The following is a 17,833-nucleotide window of genomic DNA, read 5'->3' as shown; positions in this document are numbered from 1 at the left end:
TATGTACTGTAGTAAAAATATGAGTCATAGGTTAATAAACCTTAAATATTTAAAAAAATATTATTTAAATAAAGATAAATAGTAAATACTAAGTATGACTAATAATATTTACGGGGGGAAAAATATGAATAAATTAAAAATTGCTTATACGCTAGAATCAAAAGAATATTTTGATACTACAAGAGAATTAGTTTTAGCAGAGGAAACAGATTTTACAGATGTAGCAGCAGTAGTAGTAACTGATTCAGATATTGAATTAATAAATGCAGCACATGATACTAAATTTGGAATCCCAATATTTATAGTACTTAAGAATACAGACAAATTATCAAGTGAGTTTGCAGAAAAAGCATACCGTGTAATAGATGGAAATGCTTTTGATTCAAAACTTTATACTAGAGTTGTTGAAACTGCAGCATCACAATATGAAGAAAAAATGTTACCTCCTTTCTTTAAAACTTTAACTAGCTATGTAGAAAGAGGAAATGTTCAATTTGATTGTCCAGGACATCAAGGAGGACAATATTTCCGTAAACATCCAGCTGGTAGATATCTTTATGAATTCTTTGGAGAAAATGTTTTTAGAGCAGATATCTGTAATGCAGACGTTGCATTAGGAGATTTATTAATTCATGAAGGACCAGCAGTTGATGCAGAACAAAATGCAGCTAGAATTTATAATGCAGATAAAACTTACTTTGTAATGAATGGTACTAGTGCATCAAACAACGTTGTTGTAGGATCTTTAGTTTCACCAGGAGACTTAGTATTATTTGATAGAAACAACCATAAATCAGTATATAACTCAGCTTTAGTTCAAAATGGTGCAACTCCTGTATATTTAGAAACAGGACGTAACCCATTTGGATTTATTGGAGGAATTGATGCTCATTGCTTCGATGAAAAGTATATAAGAGAAGAAATAAGCAAAGTTAATCCAGAAAAAGCAAATGAAAAGAGACCATTTAGATTAGCAGTAATCCAACTTGGAACTTACGATGGAACTATTTACAACGCAAGACAAGTAGTTGACAAAATAGGACATTTATGTGACTATATCTTATTTGACTCTGCTTGGGTAGGATATGAACAATTTATTCCAATGATGAGAGACTGCTCACCATTATTACTTGAATTAAATGAAAATGACCCAGGAATATTTGTAACTCAATCAGTTCACAAACAACAAGCTGGTTTCTCACAAGCATCACAAATTCATAAGAAAGATAGTCATATAAAAGGACAACGTCGTTATGTTGATCATAAGAGATTTAATAACTCATTTATGCTTTATGCATCAACAAGTCCATTCTATCCTTTATACTCAACTTTAGATGTAAATGCTAAAATGCAAGAAGGAGAAGCTGGAAGACGTCTATGGGCTGATTGTATAAAACTAGGTGTTGAAGCTAGAAAATCAGTTCTTAAAAGCTGTTCAATGATAAAACCATTTATACCACCAGTAGTAAACGGAAAGAAATGGGAAGAATATGATACAGAAGAAATAGCTAATAACATTGATTTCTTCAGATTTGTACCAGGAGAAAAATGGCATTCATTTGAAGGATACGGAGAAAACCAATACTTTGTTGATCCAAATAAATTTATGTTAACAACACCAGGTATAAATGCAGAAACAGGAGAATATGAAGACTTCGGAATACCTGCAACTATACTTGCAAACTATTTAAGAGAAGTAGGAATAATTCCAGAAAAGAATGATTTAAATTCAATATTATTCTTATTAACTCCAGCAGAAACTTCAACTAAAATGCAAAACTTAGTTGCTCAATTTGCAAAATTTGAGAAGTTAGTTAATGAAGATGCACCATTAAGTGAAGTTTTACCAAGCTTATATAATAAGAATATAGAACGTTATAGAGGATATACAATCAGACAATTATGTCAAGAAATGCATGACTTCTATAAGAATAGTGATGCTAAGAATTATCAAAAGAGATTATTTAGATCAGAATACCTACCAGAAAGAGGAATGGTATATGACAAGGATGCAACAGAAGCTAGAGTAATGACAGCTCAAGATGCTAAATGGGCATTAATAAGAAATAATGCTAAGTTAGTTCCACTAGAAAATATAGTAGGGGAAATAGCATTAGAAGGAGCTCTTCCATATCCACCAGGAGTATTCTGTGTAGTTCCAGGTGAAGTTTGGAGTGAAACAGCTAAAATATACTTTACAATTTTACAAGATGGAATAAATCAATTCCCAGGATTTGCTCCAGAAATTCAAGGTGTTTATCTTGAAGAACAAAATGATGGTACAGTTAAAGCATTTGGATATGTATTAGATAACAAGCATATTTAATTATTAAAAGTAGCTTATAGGTAAGCTATAAGCTACTTTATACTCAAATCAGAAGTTAAGTATCAAAATAGTAAAAAGGATTGGGTAATAATTATGAAAAAACAAAAAAATAAAATGAGTGTAATGCAGTTAACAATGATAACTGCAATAAACATGATGGGATCAGGTATAATAATGCTTCCAACTAAGTTGGCAGAAGTAGGTACTATGTCTATATTATCATGGGTAGTAACAGGGGTAGGATCTATGGCGTTAGCCTATGTTTTTGCTCAATGTGGAATGTTTAGCCGTAAACCAGGCGGAATGGGTGGATATGCTGAATATTCACATGGAAAATCAGGAAACTTTATGGCAAACTATTCATATGGAATATCTTTAATAATAGCTAATATAGCAATAGCAATTTCAGCAGTTGGATATGCAACTGTATTATTTGATGTTGAACTTTCTCCAGTGGCAGTAGGGTTATGTACAATATTTACATTATGGCTAGCTACTGTGTTAAATTTTGGAGGAGCAAGTATAACTGGTAAACTTGGTTCATTTACAGTTTGGGGAGTAATAATTCCAGTATTAGTAATGTCAACAGTTGGTTGGTTCTGGTTTAGTGGAGCAGATTATGTGTCTTCATGGAATCCTAACAATTTCTCTTTCTTTGATGGTATAGGTAAATCAATTTCAATAACATTATGGGCCTTTTTAGGATTAGAATCAGCTTCAGCTAATATGGATGCAGTGGATAATCCTAAGAAAAATGTTCCAATAGCTTGTTTAGGTGGAACAATAGGTGCAGCAATTATATATATCGTATCTACAAATGTTATTGCGGGTATTGTACCGAATGCAGATTTATTAAGCTCTAATGCTCCATTTGGACTAGCTTTTGCAACAATGTTTAGCCCTATGGTTGGAAAAATTGTAATGGGTATGATGATAATTTCATGCTTTGGTTCATTATTAGGATGGCAATTTACTATAGCAGGTGTATTTAGAACATCAGCTATTGAAGGATATTTCCCAAAAATATTTGGAAAAGTTACAAAGAATGAAACACCAATAATTGGTATGGTTATAATTACTATAATTCAATCTTTACTTGCATTAATGACAGTTAGTCCAAGTTTATCAAAGCAATTTGATGTACTTGTTAACTTAGCAGTAGTTACAAATGTTATTCCTTACTTATTATCAATGGGTGCAGTTAATGTAATATTAAAATCAGAAAATGTACCTGAGAAGAAAGTTAAGATTACGACATTTATATCTATAATTGCTTCAATATATAGCTTATATGCTTTATATTCTTCAGGAGTTGAATCAATGTTCTATGGCTCAATAGTAACATTTGCAGGTTGGGTATTATATGGATTTGTTTCATATAGATTTGATCTAAAAAAAGATTCAGAAGCAGAAAAAGTGGAAGTACAATCTTTAAATACGATTCATGAGTAAATCTTCTTATATAAATGAGGTGTTACAAAATGATTTTTCATTTTGTAACACCTCTAATTTTTATTTAAATATAGTTCTGTTAATAAAAGTAGCAGTTATTATTTTTTTCTCTTTAACTCCTGAAATGCAAAGTTTAACAGCTTCACTTCCTAGAAGGTTTAAGTTAAAGTCTATTGTAGAAAAATTAAGAACTTTACTTATTGAGGAATTATCCTGACCAATAATAATAGGTACTTTTTTTTCATGGGTATTAAAGTACCAGTAAATTCCTGATGCAATTTCATCACTATTGGCAAAGATACATTGTAATTTAGGTATAAACTTATGAAAGTAAGTAGCTGCTTTTATCCCATCATCAAAAGTTCTACAGTTTGGAAAGGTGTTTTGTTCATTAAAGTTAATTAAATTTTCACAAAATGTAGAGTATGTATTTTGTGAATTTAAACTACTATTAATGTTTCTACTAAAAGTAACACCTATATTTTCTATATTGTTATCTTTTAATATTTGTAATATATATTTATAAGTTTTAGTTTTTTCTATAATTACTGATGGAATAGAGGAATTGTCGGTATATTCACAACTTACAATATGACCATATTTTAAATACTTTTCAATAGTATCATAGGAATTTGCAGCAGAACTTATAATTATTCCATCAAATTCTTTAGTGGAAAGTAATTTCAAATAATCTATTTCAATATCTTTTTGATAATTAGTTGGCAAAAAAGTTACTCTATAATTCATTTTAAAGCTTTCATAAATAATAGAGTTAATTATAGAATCATAATAGGAGTTATATGTTATATAAGGAATAATAACTCCAAGAGTATAACTTTTACCAGTACTTAGACTAATAGCTTTATTATTAGGTACATAATTCATTTCATTAGCTATATTGCAAATTATTGTTCTTGTTTCTTTTGATATTCTAGAATTATTATTTAAAGCTCTTGAAACAGTAGATGGTGAAAAGCCAGATTTCTTTGCTATATCATATATATTAGTCATACTAAACTCCTCCTTATAAAAATAATATCATAAAAAATAAATTAAAACTATTGACGTGCAATCGGTTGAACAAATTATAGTTAATATATAATAATTAATATTTTATAGAATTGAGAGGAGATAGTTAAAATGAAAAGATTATTAAGTTGTTATGCAAGTGATATTAAAAATATGTCATCTAAGGATCTAAAGCAAGCTATTTTAGCAAGTGAAGGAAGAATAATACTTGGAGAAACTGTTGTAACTTCAGCACCTCTTTTAGAAGGGGTTACAAATGCAGAAGTAATGTGTGCTTTTGGAGCAGATATGGTTTTATTAAATGAATTTGATGTATTTGAAAAAAAGATTAATGGAATGAAATATGAAGATAATCCAATAAAAAAGATTAAGGAGCTTGTAGGAAGACCAGTAGGTATAAATTTAGAACCTGTAGATTATGATGCTAGTTTATTAGAAGAAAAAATAAATTTATCTAGTGGAAGACTTGCAACAGTAAATACTTTTTGCGAGGCTGAAAATTTAGGAGTTGATTTCATATGTTTAACAGGAAATCCTGCTACAGGTGTATCCAATGAATCAATTAATAATTCAATTGAAATTGCAAAGAAGCATTATTCAGGATTAATATTTGCAGGAAAAATGCATGGTGCAGGTGTTTCAGAGAAATTACTAGATGAAAAAATAATACTTTCTTTCATAGAAAATGGAGCAGATGGTATTTTAATACCAGCAGCTAGTACAGTTCCAGGAGTTAATGAAACTTTGTTAACGGATATTATTAATAAAATAAAAGAAAAAAATGCTTTAGTTATGTGTGCAATTGGAACTAGTCAAGAAAGTTCAGATGAAGAAACAATTAAATTAATAGGGTTAAGTAATAAAAGAGTTGGAGCAGATATACATCATATTGGAGATGGTGGATACGGAAGAATGCCAATTCCTGAAAATATAATGGCTTTATCAATAGCAGTAAGAGGTAAAAGGCATACCTACTTTAAAATGACTCAATCTGTAAATAGATAAGATTAAATATTATAAAACGGTTAATTTACGGCGTTAATTATTATTAATTTTAAAAATGATAAAAAAAATTTTTCTTATATTACAAAAAAAGACAAAAAATTTAATATATCTATGGTAATATAATGTTGAAAAAATAATAAAAACAAAACTATGGGAAATTAAAAGATGAATAAAAAAGTAAAATCAATTGCAGTAATGTTAGGACTATTTCTTTCAATAGGTGTAGTTGCAAATGCATCAGTAGGAGTTCCTGTGGAGGGACAAAGTGGAGCTGGAACTCGTTACTCAGGATATGTTCAAGGATCAAAAAATATTTTTGCATGTTGGGTTGCAACAAATACGTCAAGAAAATCAGGATACGAAGATGTCTATGCTTATGTTGAAGTTGTTAATTCTCAGGGATATGTAATTGGAGCAGGAGCAGAAAATACTGGTGCTGATTATGCTTATTCAGGAACTGTAACTAGAAATGGTGGTAAAAATGCATATGGAAGTGTTGGTACAGCTAATGAAACATCAAGAACTTTCGCTCATTTATATTAAATAATTTATAAAAAAGTGTATGAATTCAATTCGTACACTTTTTAAATAGGTGGTTAAATGATAAATTTAAAAAAATATATGAAAATGATATTTATAATAATAATATTTTCATTAATCGTATTTACATTTTCTATAGTTTCTAGCATATTAATTTCAGATTATAAAATGAATGTAGAAATTAATAATGCACAAAATATAGATACAAGTTATTTACAATTTGATGATTCAAATAAAGTTTCATTTAATGATGTAATAAATATTTTAAATGATTATCAAAAATCGAAAATATATATGGAGTATGATCCTATACCTAAATATATTAGCAATAATACATTATTTGGTAAAGGGATATATTGTAATTATAATATAAATAATAATATTCCAATCCTAGAAGGTAGAGATTTTACTCTTAAAGAAATGAACTCAAATGATAGAAAAGTTCTAGTTGGAAATAAGTTAAGATCATATATTGTTAAAGAAAATGATAAGAATTATTTTACTATAGGTAAAGAAAAATTTGAGGTAATTGGTATCTTAGGAAGTATAGAAAGAGAAACGGGATATGATTATACATTTATAATTAATTTAAAATCTAGTGACGATTTTTCAGATTTAAGAGCTAGATGGAGATTAAATGTAAGTGATGAAAATGACTTGAAAAGTATTTTAAATAACTATAAAGATTTAGCTATAGAGCATGGTATGAATGTTAATATTAGTAATGAAAACTATAGTAAAGTAAATCTGATTGATATTTTTGGAATTCATCCTGAATTTACAGGTGTTTTCATAATGGTTTTTGGATTTGGATTAATAAATCTTATAATTGTAGTTTATTATTGGATGAATAAAAATATTAAAGAAATAGGTATTAGAAAGGCTTATGGAGGTAATGATTTTAAAATATCTCTTCATATAATAGTACAATATGAAATAGGTGTAATTATTTCTGTAATAGTTGGAATACTGGCTCATTTATGTTTAAAACCAATTTTAATTGTAATGTTTCCAATGTTTACTTTTAAATTATATTATGAAAATATTATTTTTGCTACAGTATTTTTCATGATTATTGGAGTGATTGTTGCCATAATTCCTTTAATTAAAGCAAAAAAAGTTCAGCCAGTGACAATTATGAAAGGAAATCTAAAATGAATAATTTATGGTATTCCTTTAGGGAATTAAAAAATAACTTATTATTTAAAATAATAATAATAATACAAATAACTATAGCTATTGTACTATTATATAGAGTAAATGAACTTAGAAGTTATGAAACTAATAAGTTAAAAGCTATGGGGGAGATAACCAACAATAAGAAGATTTATAAATTGGTATCAGAATATGAATCAATAGATAAATTTTTAGAAGATAAGAAAATACCAAATAAGTTCAGTAATTTCTCAAGAAGTATACAAGAAAGATTTACATTAGTTACAACTAAATATGGAGAAATGACTTTAAAAAATTTTGATGGTATAGAGAAATTCTTAGATAAGGATCTTCAAAATGCAGAAGTAGAAGAAGGATATTCTTTGGTAAATTCACTTCAATGCACTTCAAACTTTTTTGAAGTTTTTAATATTAAATTATCAGATGGAAGTTTTGATGAGTTTAACAAATTTACAAAGATTAATTTTTTAGAATGGGATGAACAATGTATTCCCATTATTCTAGGAGATTCTTATAGAAAAATATTTAAACTAAATGAAGTAATAGAGACAGCACATATTAAGTGTAGAGTTGTTGGATTTATGAATGAAAATCAATTTATTTTAGATAAAGGTATTTATGATTTATGTAGAGTAAAAAATCTTAATACATTCATTGTATGTCCTATTCCTAAAAATCTTATGGATGCTAACATAAATAACGCTTTTTTAATAGTAGACAATAAAACTTCTGATGATTTTAATTTTATTAAAAATTATATAGATAATTTAGCTGAAAAACAAAATGTCAAGTTATCAATTACAGATCCTAGTGAAAATATAACTAATTTTGTACAATCCCTTCAATATAATGCTAATATAAAACTAATAATTATATACTTTATAGTATTTTTTGTAACAATTGGCTTGATAGTTATATTTACTAATAGTATTTCAACAAGGCGAAAAGAATTTTCAATACATATAATACATGGAGCAACAATTAAAGATATATGTATAAGAATAATTTTAGAGCATGTTTTTCTAGTTAGTTTATCAACAATATTTTCATTTTTATACCTAATAAAAAATAATGTTTTAATAATTACAGAGATAATTAGATTTGAACCAAAATTATTTTTCCAATCTGCTTTAATACTTATTATTATTGTATTTTTAGTTTCTTTAATTCCTATATATTATTTGAAGAAATACAGATTAAATTATTTGATAAAAGGAGAATAAAAATGGAGCTAATTAACTTAAAGGGTATTATAAGAGAATATGGATCTGGAGAAAATATTGTCCACGCCTTAAGAGGAGTGGATTTATCAATAAATAGTGGAGAGCTTATAGCTATTATGGGACCATCAGGATCAGGAAAGACTACTTTACTTAATATTTTAGGATGTTTAGACTCACCAAATTTAGGAGAATATATTTTAAATGGTATAAATATAACGAAATTAAAGCAAAAAGATCTTGCAAGTATTAGAAATTCTAAATTCGGTTTTGTTGTTCAATCATTTGCACTATTAGATGATTATACAATATATGAAAATATAAAAATTCCTTTAGACTATAATAGTAATAAAGTTAAAAATAAAAAATTAAAGATTAAAGAAATATTAAAAATGCTAAGTATTGAAGAAAAAATAAATAAATATCCAACAGAGTTATCAGGAGGACAATGTCAAAGAGTTGCAATCGCTAGAGCTTTAGTAAATAATCCTGATATTATTTTAGCAGATGAACCTACTGGTGCTTTAGATAAAGAAATAGGTGAACAAGTAATGGGGATATTTAAAGAAATTAACAAAAGTGGAAAAACTGTAATAATAGTAACCCATGATTTAAATATAGCATCTCAATGTAGTAGAATAATAAATATTGAAGATGGAAAAATAAAGAATTAATATTATTAATAATAGAGTTATCTTATAAGTGATTTAAAATCATTTGATAAGGTAACTCTATTTTTTGTAACCAATATTATAAATATTACATAATATATAAAGTACAAAATATTAATTATGTAGGAGGCAAATTATATGGGAATTTGTAATATATTATATAATGTAAATGAAATTGTAGTTAAACCTGGATTAGAATGTTCATATATAGAATTTTCAAATAAATTAAACAAATATTTAATTTGTAGATATGGGAAGTACTATTTAGGATTACAACTTTATGAAAGTAAGGATAATCCTTGTGTCTTTTATGTTGTAGCATCCTATAGAGATATTCCTTGTGTATATAAAGCAGCACCTAAAATAGGAAATGATATAAGTGATATTTATGATGAGTGTTGGGGAGATTCTGTTAAACGTACTTCAATATTAAATTTTGTAAATTGTAAAAGAGTAATTTCATAATTAAATTTAATTATTACACCATAAAAATACTTCAGTAAAATAAACTGAGGTATTTTTTTATGTGAATATTTATTTAAAGTAAATATTTACATGAATGTAAAAAATCAAAAACATATAAGGTTAATTACATATATGTTAAGGGTGAAGTATAAGTGGTTTTTTTAAAATTAGAATTAAGAAGCAAAAAATATAAAATGCATTAATAGTAAAAATAACGGAAGAAAAGTTAAGATATAATTTAATAAAAATTCCTAAAATATGTATATAAAATAAAAAATGTCGAAAATTTTGAAGAAATAGCACTAATGATGTAAAGTTTTATAAAAAATTATCGAAAAATAACAAAAACATTCTTGGGGGTGCATTATGAAAAAAAATACTTTTAAAATAACTCATGGGATCATAACTCTTGGAATAATTTCTCTTGTGACTACACTTATAATAAGTTGTATGGCATATTTTAATATGAGAAATTTAAATGACAATATAGAAAAATTATATAGTCATCAATTAAAAAAAGTTGAAGATTCAGGAGCTATTAGTGATAGTTTAGGACAGCTTAGGAATGCATTAACTAAAGTTATAGATAGAAGCTATAGCGAAAATATTGTAAGTACTATTAAGGAGAATGATAAAATAATTAAAGAAAAAATACAATCTATGAATGAAATACCTAGCAATGAAGAGGAAAAAAATACTATTAATACATTAAATACTACTTATGATAAATATATTAAAGATTCAGAGACTATAATTGCTAAAAGAGCTAAAAATGAATTGCTAGATGCGGAGTTCGTTAATAGATATGGAAAAGAAGGAGATGAACTTTCTAAACTTCTTAATGAACTAAGAAGTGAGAATATTAAATCTGCTGAGGATTTATTTTTATCATCTAAAGAAAGTTCCATTAAAACAATTAAAATATTTATAACAATAATTATATTAGCTATTTTATTAATATCTTCAGTTATGATTTTAATATATAAAATTATAAAGAGCTCAATTAAAGAGTTTATAGATACTCTTAAGATTTTATCTACTGGTGATTTTACTGTAGAAATTGATAGAAACTCTTCAAATGAATTTGGAGTTATGCAAAGGGAATTAGCTTTAACAGTAGATTCAATTTCTAATATAATTAAAAATTTTAAGAATAGTGCATCTGAAATAAATGAACAATCTATTTCACTTTATAATATATCAGATGAATTAAGTCAATCTACTGATCAAGTTAGTAGAGCTATAAGTGAAGTAGCTAAAGGTTCAGAAGGACAAGCGAATGAGCTAAGTGATATAAATGCTTCTGTAAATAATTTTGCTGAATCTATAGATAATATAACTTTAGTAGTAAAAGATGTATTAAATAATTCAAATGATATAAATAATATATCTTCAAATGCCAATAGTCAGCTTATGGGATTAATAACATCTTTAGATGATATTCAAAAACTATTTGAAAGTGTATCTAAAAAAGTAATTACATTAGGTGTAAATATAGAGAAGATAGAAGATATAACAAATCTTATAAATAATATAGCTGATCAGACTAATTTACTTGCATTAAATGCAGCTATAGAAGCTGCAAGAGCAGGAGAATCAGGAAGAGGCTTTGCAGTAGTAGCTGATGAAATAAGAACACTTGCAGAACAAAGTAAGAATTTCTCAGATGATATAAAAGAAATAGTAAACTTAATATCAGCTGAATCTAATCAGGTTGTGGAAAGTACAAAGGAAGTAAGTATATCTTTTAAAAGTCAAGAAGAGGTATTAGACAGTTCTATTACTTCATTTAAAGAAATAATAGAAGCTATTAATACAAGTACACCTTTAATTAATAAAATGAATTCACTTGTATATAATTTAAATTCAGAAAAAGAAACAATTATTTATAAAGTAGAAAATATCGCTTCTGTATCAGAGGAAAATGCTGCTTCATCTGAAGAAATTTTAGCTTCTAGTGAAGAAATAAATGCTGCATCTCAAAAAGTTTCTATGAGTTCAGAAGAGTTAAGTAAGATTATTAAAGATTCTATTGAAGAAATAAATAAGTTTAAAATCTAAAAATAAACATAGATAAAATAGAAAGTCTTAGAAATATCTAAGGCTTTTTATTATGTTAAAAAATTATTAAAGCTTTTTAAGTTAAATAGTTGTTAAGGAATTAGATGGGTTATAAGGTTTATTCATAAAAAAATAAACTAGCAGATAAAAATTTAATTATTACTTGCTAGTTTATTTTAAATACTAAAACAGTATTTTGTTTGAGAATAAAAACAAAGAAAAATGCTTTATATAAAATAATAAAACATTATATCAGTATTATTACCTGATTTTATATTTTTATTATAGGATTATATAATAAGCCCTAATTTTATATAAGTTATACTGGTAGGGATTTAATTTAAACTATTATAATATTACTTTAGAAAGTATCTACTTTCTTAGTTTGATATAGTAATGTTTTAGTATATAATATGAATTAAGTAACTATTAAAAGTGAGACATTATTATTTAAAGTTAAGAAAATTTATTTTACGAAATATAAGAGGTCGAGGGGAAGTTATGAAAGTTACAATAAAAGATGTAGCAAGAGAGGCAAATGTTGCTACTTCAACAGTCTCTAGAGTTTTATCAAATAGTAGTCAAATAAGTAAGGAAACAAAAGATAGAGTAAATGCTGCTATAAAGAAATTAAATTATACACCAAATATTATTGCTAGGGGATTGGCTAATAAGAAAACAAATATATTGGCTGTTGTTATTCCTGAAAAGGCAGAAATGATATTTGCAAATCCATTTTTTATTCAAGCTATGAAGGGAGTAAGTATATGTGCTGAAAAAGAAAATTATTACATAATGTATGCTTTTAAAGAAGAAGATAAAAATGATGAGGAACATATTAGAAGATTTATAGATAGTAATTTAGTTGATGGAATATGTTTATTTAGAGCAAAAGATCATGATCCATATATTGATTATTTAAAAGATAAAAAATTTCCTTTTGTAGTTATAGGAAGACCAGAAGAAGCTAATAATGTTTTGTGGGTAGATAATGATAACTTTAAAGCTATGTATGATTTAACAAATAAATTAATAGATATGGGACATGAGAAAATAGGGTTTATTGGAGCTAATATGAGTCTTAATGTATCAAAAGATAGGTTAAAAGGATATAAGCAAGGTTTATTATCTAGAGGAATAGAAATAGAGGAAAAGTTAATTTGCGAAGTTGATGAATTTAAGGAAGAGTGTGGATATAATGCAGCTAAGAAAATGCTAAAGTATACAAAACCTACAGCAATAGTAGCAACAGATGATATAATGGCTTTTGGTGTTCAAGATCTTTTAAGAGAATTAGATATAGAAGGAATATCAGTTATTGGATTTAATAATATTCCATTAGCAGATTATAGAATACCTAAATTATCTTCAGTAGATATTAATTCAGAAAAGTTAGGGTTTTATGCAGCCAAGCTATTAATTGATAATCTTAATAAAAGTGATAATAGAACTAATTATATTATAGATACTAAATTAATAATGAGAGAGTCATTAAAAGAAAATAATGCAATCGGTTGCATAAATAAAAGAAAATAAAAGATATTGTAAGATAAGCTATTATAAATTTAATATAATAGCTTATTATTGCTTTTGAAAATGTTTACTTAAAATGATATATTTAATTTGTAAAAGAAAATTTTTTATAATTCAATGCAAACGGTTGCGATAAAGTGGAGGATATATGAAAAGAAAGTGGTGGAAAGAAGCTATAGGATATCAAATTTATCCAAGAAGCTTTATGGATTCAAATGGAGATGGAATAGGAGATATTCCAGGTATTATATCTAAATTAGATTATTTAAAAGATTTAGGAATAGATGTTATTTGGGTATGCCCATTTTATAAATCTCCTAATGATGATAATGGATACGACATTAGTGATTATAAAGAAATAATGAGTGATTTTGGAACAATAAATGATTTCGATAATTTACTTAGAGAAGTCCACAATAGAGGAATGAAGTTAATAATTGATTTAGTTGTTAACCATACAAGTGATGAGCATCCATGGTTCATTGAATCAAAATCATCAAAGGATAATCCTAAAAGAGATTGGTATATTTGGAGAGAGGGTAAAGACGGAAAGGAACCTAATAATTGGGAAAGTATTTTTAAAGGTTCTGCATGGGAATTAGATGAAAAAACAGAAGAATATTATTTACATCTCTTTACTAAAAAGCAACCTGACTTAAATTGGGAAAATAAAGATGTAAGAAATGAAATTTATAATATGATAAATTGGTGGCTAGATAAAGGAATTGATGGATTTAGAGTTGATGCAATAAGCCATATAAAAAAGGAACCAGGACTTAAAGATATGCCAAACCCAAATAATGAAAGATATGTATCATCTTTTGATAAACATATGAATGTAGAAGGGGTACAAGATTTTTTAAAGGAATTAAAAGAAAATACTTTTGATAAATATGACATAATGACTGTTGGAGAAGCAAATGGTGTTAGTACTGAAGATGCTGAAGAATGGGTGGGAGAGGAAAATGGAAAATTTTCAATGGTATTTCAATTTGAACATTTAGACCTTTGGAATAATGCTAATAATGAAAAATTCAATGCAAAGCAATGTAAAGAGGTTCTTTCAAATTGGCAAATAGCTTTAGAAGAAAAAGGATGGAATGCATTATTTATAGAAAATCATGACATTACCAGAGTAGTTTCTTCATGGGGAAATGATAAGGATTACTGGAGAGAAAGCTCTAAGGCATTAGGATTAATGTATTTTATGCAAAAAGGTACTCCTTTTATATATCAAGGACAAGAAATTGGAATGACAAACGTTAAGTTTAAATCTATTGATGAATATAACGATGTAAAGGGAATTAATTATTTTAAGGAAAATATAGAAAATGGAATGAGTGAAGATGAAGCCCTTAGAATTATAAGAGCTACTTCGAGAGATAATACCCGTACACCAATGCAATGGGATAGCACTAAAAATGCAGGTTTCACTTATGGAACTCCTTGGATAGGTGTAACAGATAATTACAAAAATATAAATGTAGAAATAGAGCTAAATGATGATGACTCCATATTAAATTTTTATAAAAAAATGATTAAACTTAAGAAAGAAAGGTTACCATTAATTTATGGTAAGTATAATCTTATCTTAGAAGAAGATGAAGATATTTATGCATATGAAAGGATTTTAGATAATGATAGATATATTATAATTACTAATCTTTCAGAAAATAACGTAATTTATTCTTATAAAAATGCAGTATTAAACTCTGATAATTTACTTTTGAGTAATTATCAGGTTAAAGAACATAAAGACAGTACAGAGTTTGACTTAAGACCATATGAAGCAAGACTTTATAAAGTAAAATAAATTTAGGGGAGAGATTATTATGAAGGAAAAGGTTAAAAAGTCTAAATTATTCTCATTTGATTTTTGGCAAAAGTTTGGTAAGGCATTAATTGTTGTAATTGCCGTTATGCCAGCAGCAGGTATAATGATATCTTTAGGTAAAGTTGTTGGAATGTACACAGATGCTGTTTTATTAGAAACAATAGCAAGAGTTATGGAAGACATAGGTTGGGCAATTATAACAAACTTGCATGTATTATTTGCTGTTGCAATAGCAGGATCATGGGCTAAAGAAAAGGCTGGAGGAGCTTTTGCAGGGCTAGTAGCCTTTGTACTTATAAATCGTATAACAGGTGCATTATTTGGAGTAAATAATGCTATGCTTGCAGATAACACAGCAGTTGTTAATTCAATGTTTGGTACTGAATTACCAGTTGCAAATTATTTTACTAGTGTTTTAGGTGCACCAGCTTTAAATATGGGTGTGTTTGTTGGAATTATTTCAGGTTTCCTTGGAGGAACATTATATAATAAGTATTACAATTTTAGAAAATTACCAAAATCCTTAGATTTTTTTAATGGAAAAAGATTTGTACCTTTTGTTGTTATTGCTTGGTCAATAGTTGTAGCTTTAGTAATGTCTATATTATGGCCATTTGCTCAAAGTGGATTAAATGCTTTTGGTGTTTGGCTTGCAGAATCAAAAGATACAGCACCAGTACTTGCACCTTTTGCATATGGATTTTTAGAACGTTTATTACTTCCATTTGGATTACATCATATGTTAACTATTCCTATAAACTATACTGAGTTAGGTGGAGCATATCAAGTTTTAACAGGAACTAATGCAGGTGCTATAGTAGCAGGACAAGATCCTTTATGGTTAGCTTGGGTAACAGATCTTGTAAATTTCAAAAATTCAGGAAATATGGCTGAGTATAATAATTTATTAACAGCAGTAGTTCCAGCAAGATTCAAGGTAGGTCAAGTTATATTATCTTGTTCATCATTATTAGCTATTGCCTTTGCAATGTATAAGAATGTTGATGAAGATAAAAAATCAAAATATAAGACAATATTTTTATCAGCAGGAATTGCAGTATTTTTAACTGGAGTTACAGAACCAATTGAATTTATGTTTATGTTTGTATCACCAATACTTTATGTAGTTTATGCTGTTATAACAGGTATAGGATTTGCTTTAGCAGATTTAATATCATTAAGAATACATGCATTTGGATTTATAGAGTTACTAACAAGAATTCCTATGAGTATTAATGCAGGGCTTTTAAAAGATTTAATTAATTTTATAATTACATGTGCTGTTATGTTTGGAGTAAACTTTACAGTATTTAATTTCTTAATTAAAAAGTTTAATATAGGTACTCCAGGACGTAGAGGAAATTATATGGAAGAAGAGGATAATGATTCTACAAAGGAAACTAAAAATACTAACAATGATGAACAAGCATTAAATATAATATCTTTACTTGGAGAAAAGGAAAATATTGAAGAAGTAGATGCTTGTATGACAAGATTAAGAGTTACGGTTAAAGATATTGATAAAGTAGCTGGTGAAGCAGAGTGGAAAAGAAATGGAGCACTAGGTCTTATAAGAAAAGATAAGGGTGTTCAAGCAATTTATGGACCTAAAGCGGATGTTTTAAAATCAAATATACAAGATATACTGGGGATGTAGTAAATGAATTTATTAACTTTAAATTGTCATTCATGGCAAGAAGATAATCAATTAGATAAAATAAAAGTTTTAGCAAGAATAATTAAAGATAATAAATATGATGTAATAGCTTTACAGGAAGTTAGTCAAATAATTAGTGGTGAATTAATTAGTAAATTATCAAAGGAGAATTATATATCTATATTATTAGAAGCCTTAAAAGCTCTTGGAGAAACTTCTTATAAATGTATTTGGGATTTTTCACATATAGGTTATGATATTTATGAGGAAGGGCTGGCAATAATTACAAGACATAAAATAAAAGAATGGAAATCCTTTTATGTGTCTAAGGATACTAATATTAAGAATTATAAGACAAGAAAAATTATTGAAGTAAAAATTGAAGTAAATAATAAAGATTATAAGTTTTACTCATGTCATTTAGGTTGGTGGGATGACTTAGAAGAACCATTTAAAGATCAAGTAGATAAGCTAATAGATTCTTTAGATAAGAAATATATAAATATTATTATGGGAGACTTTAATAATGATGCTCTTATAAGAAATGAAGGATATGATTATTTATTATCAAAAGGTTTATTTGATACTTATTATCTAGCTAGAGAGAAGGGTGAAAGATTTACTGTTGAAGGAAAAATAGATGGTTGGGAAGATAATAAGTCTAGTAAGGTTTTAGATTTTATATTAGTTAACGAGAAAGTAAACGTTGTAGAATCAAAAATTATTTTTAACAATAAAAATGAAGTTAAAGTATCAGATCATTACGGAGTGCAAGTTAAAATAGAAGTTTAAGTATATTAATTTTATAAATATTTTAAGATATTATTTCACGTATTAAAAGATTAAGTTTTAATACGTGATTTT

Annotated in this window: 14 protein-coding genes; 13 read left to right on the top strand and 1 reads right to left on the bottom strand. The window is 26.9% G+C overall.

The window, feature by feature from the left end; genetic code table 11:
• Nucleotides 1-124: 124 nt before the first annotated feature.
• On the top strand, nt 125-2,326 hold the full coding sequence (locus CP523_RS03725; RefSeq protein ID WP_066677685.1) for an ornithine decarboxylase: 2,202 nt from the start codon (nt 125-127) through the stop codon (nt 2,324-2,326).
• Between the two features lie 93 nt (nt 2,327-2,419).
• Entirely contained in the window at nt 2,420-3,778 is a 1,359-nt protein-coding gene (gene potE, locus CP523_RS03720; RefSeq protein WP_066677687.1) for a putrescine-ornithine antiporter, read from the top strand.
• A 60-nt stretch (nt 3,779-3,838) separates the two neighbouring features.
• On the opposite strand, the gene CP523_RS03715 is transcribed toward potE, so the two are convergent.
• On the bottom strand, nt 3,839-4,789 hold the full coding sequence (locus CP523_RS03715; RefSeq protein ID WP_066677689.1) for a LacI family DNA-binding transcriptional regulator: 951 nt from the start codon (nt 4,787-4,789) through the stop codon (nt 3,839-3,841).
• A gap of 129 nt (nt 4,790-4,918) precedes the next feature.
• Here CP523_RS03715 and CP523_RS03710 point away from each other — a divergent pair, with 129 nt between their 5' ends.
• From CP523_RS03710 to CP523_RS03660, 11 genes are all read left to right on the top strand, one after another.
• Entirely contained in the window at nt 4,919-5,812 is an 894-nt protein-coding gene (locus CP523_RS03710) for a DUF7916 family protein (protein WP_066677691.1), read from the top strand.
• A 165-nt stretch (nt 5,813-5,977) separates the two neighbouring features.
• Nucleotides 5,978-6,355 (top strand): hypothetical protein, encoded by a 378-nt coding sequence (locus CP523_RS03705; protein WP_066677693.1) that lies wholly within the window; start codon nt 5,978-5,980, stop codon nt 6,353-6,355.
• Between the two features lie 57 nt (nt 6,356-6,412).
• A complete protein-coding gene (locus CP523_RS03700) occupies nt 6,413-7,510 on the top strand; it encodes an ABC transporter permease (RefSeq protein WP_120140496.1) in 1,098 nt (365 codons plus the stop codon).
• Nucleotides 7,507-8,751: an FtsX-like permease family protein gene (locus tag CP523_RS03695; RefSeq protein ID WP_120140495.1), complete on the top strand. Its 1,245-nt coding sequence runs from the start codon at nt 7,507-7,509 to the stop codon at nt 8,749-8,751. Before CP523_RS03700 ends, CP523_RS03695 begins: the two co-directional genes overlap by 4 nt.
• Before the next feature lie 2 nt (nt 8,752-8,753).
• Nucleotides 8,754-9,422 (top strand): ABC transporter ATP-binding protein, encoded by a 669-nt coding sequence (locus tag CP523_RS03690; protein ID WP_066677699.1) that lies wholly within the window; start codon nt 8,754-8,756, stop codon nt 9,420-9,422.
• Between the two features lie 135 nt (nt 9,423-9,557).
• A complete protein-coding gene (locus CP523_RS03685; protein WP_066677701.1) occupies nt 9,558-9,884 on the top strand; it encodes a hypothetical protein in 327 nt (108 codons plus the stop codon).
• A 366-nt stretch (nt 9,885-10,250) separates the two neighbouring features.
• On the top strand, nt 10,251-11,945 hold the full coding sequence (locus tag CP523_RS03680; RefSeq protein WP_066677703.1) for a methyl-accepting chemotaxis protein: 1,695 nt from the start codon (nt 10,251-10,253) through the stop codon (nt 11,943-11,945).
• Between the two features lie 501 nt (nt 11,946-12,446).
• Nucleotides 12,447-13,481 carry a LacI family DNA-binding transcriptional regulator gene (locus CP523_RS03675; protein WP_066677705.1) on the top strand — a complete coding sequence of 345 codons (1,035 nt, stop codon included), beginning with the start codon at nt 12,447-12,449 and terminating at the stop codon, nt 13,479-13,481.
• 145 nt (nt 13,482-13,626) lie between these two features.
• Nucleotides 13,627-15,291 (top strand): glycoside hydrolase family 13 protein, encoded by a 1,665-nt coding sequence (locus CP523_RS03670; RefSeq protein ID WP_066677707.1) that lies wholly within the window; start codon nt 13,627-13,629, stop codon nt 15,289-15,291.
• A 19-nt stretch (nt 15,292-15,310) separates the two neighbouring features.
• Nucleotides 15,311-16,969 carry a PTS transporter subunit IIBC gene (locus CP523_RS03665; protein ID WP_066677711.1) on the top strand — a complete coding sequence of 553 codons (1,659 nt, stop codon included), beginning with the start codon at nt 15,311-15,313 and terminating at the stop codon, nt 16,967-16,969.
• A 3-nt stretch (nt 16,970-16,972) separates the two neighbouring features.
• Nucleotides 16,973-17,761 carry an endonuclease/exonuclease/phosphatase family protein gene (locus CP523_RS03660; RefSeq protein ID WP_120140494.1) on the top strand — a complete coding sequence of 263 codons (789 nt, stop codon included), beginning with the start codon at nt 16,973-16,975 and terminating at the stop codon, nt 17,759-17,761.
• Nucleotides 17,762-17,833 lie beyond the last annotated feature (72 nt).

This window comes from Clostridium septicum, from assembly GCF_003606265.1.
GTDB lineage: Bacteria > Bacillota > Clostridia > Clostridiales > Clostridiaceae > Clostridium > Clostridium septicum.
Note: the sequence above shows the minus strand (reverse complement) of the source record. Positions and strands in the feature narration are given on the sequence as shown.

What these genes read in the sequence shown, in the direction of transcription:
- CP523_RS03690 (WP_066677699.1), top strand. Translation starts at nt 8,754, where the DNA reads ATGGAGCTAATTAACTTAAAGGGTATTATAAGAGAATATGGATCTGGA.
- CP523_RS03675 (WP_066677705.1), top strand. Translation starts at nt 12,447, where the DNA reads ATGAAAGTTACAATAAAAGATGTAGCAAGAGAGGCAAATGTTGCTACT.
- CP523_RS03685 (WP_066677701.1), top strand. Translation starts at nt 9,558, where the DNA reads ATGGGAATTTGTAATATATTATATAATGTAAATGAAATTGTAGTTAAA.
- potE (WP_066677687.1), top strand. Translation starts at nt 2,420, where the DNA reads ATGAAAAAACAAAAAAATAAAATGAGTGTAATGCAGTTAACAATGATA.
- CP523_RS03725 (WP_066677685.1), top strand. Translation starts at nt 125, where the DNA reads ATGAATAAATTAAAAATTGCTTATACGCTAGAATCAAAAGAATATTTT.
- CP523_RS03715 (WP_066677689.1), bottom strand. Translation starts at nt 4,789, where the DNA reads ATGACTAATATATATGATATAGCAAAGAAATCTGGCTTTTCACCATCT.
- CP523_RS03705 (WP_066677693.1), top strand. Translation starts at nt 5,978, where the DNA reads ATGAATAAAAAAGTAAAATCAATTGCAGTAATGTTAGGACTATTTCTT.
- CP523_RS03710 (WP_066677691.1), top strand. Translation starts at nt 4,919, where the DNA reads ATGAAAAGATTATTAAGTTGTTATGCAAGTGATATTAAAAATATGTCA.
- CP523_RS03680 (WP_066677703.1), top strand. Translation starts at nt 10,251, where the DNA reads ATGAAAAAAAATACTTTTAAAATAACTCATGGGATCATAACTCTTGGA.
- CP523_RS03670 (WP_066677707.1), top strand. Translation starts at nt 13,627, where the DNA reads ATGAAAAGAAAGTGGTGGAAAGAAGCTATAGGATATCAAATTTATCCA.
- CP523_RS03665 (WP_066677711.1), top strand. Translation starts at nt 15,311, where the DNA reads ATGAAGGAAAAGGTTAAAAAGTCTAAATTATTCTCATTTGATTTTTGG.
- CP523_RS03700 (WP_120140496.1), top strand. Translation starts at nt 6,413, where the DNA reads ATGATAAATTTAAAAAAATATATGAAAATGATATTTATAATAATAATA.
- CP523_RS03695 (WP_120140495.1), top strand. Translation starts at nt 7,507, where the DNA reads ATGAATAATTTATGGTATTCCTTTAGGGAATTAAAAAATAACTTATTA.
- CP523_RS03660 (WP_120140494.1), top strand. Translation starts at nt 16,973, where the DNA reads ATGAATTTATTAACTTTAAATTGTCATTCATGGCAAGAAGATAATCAA.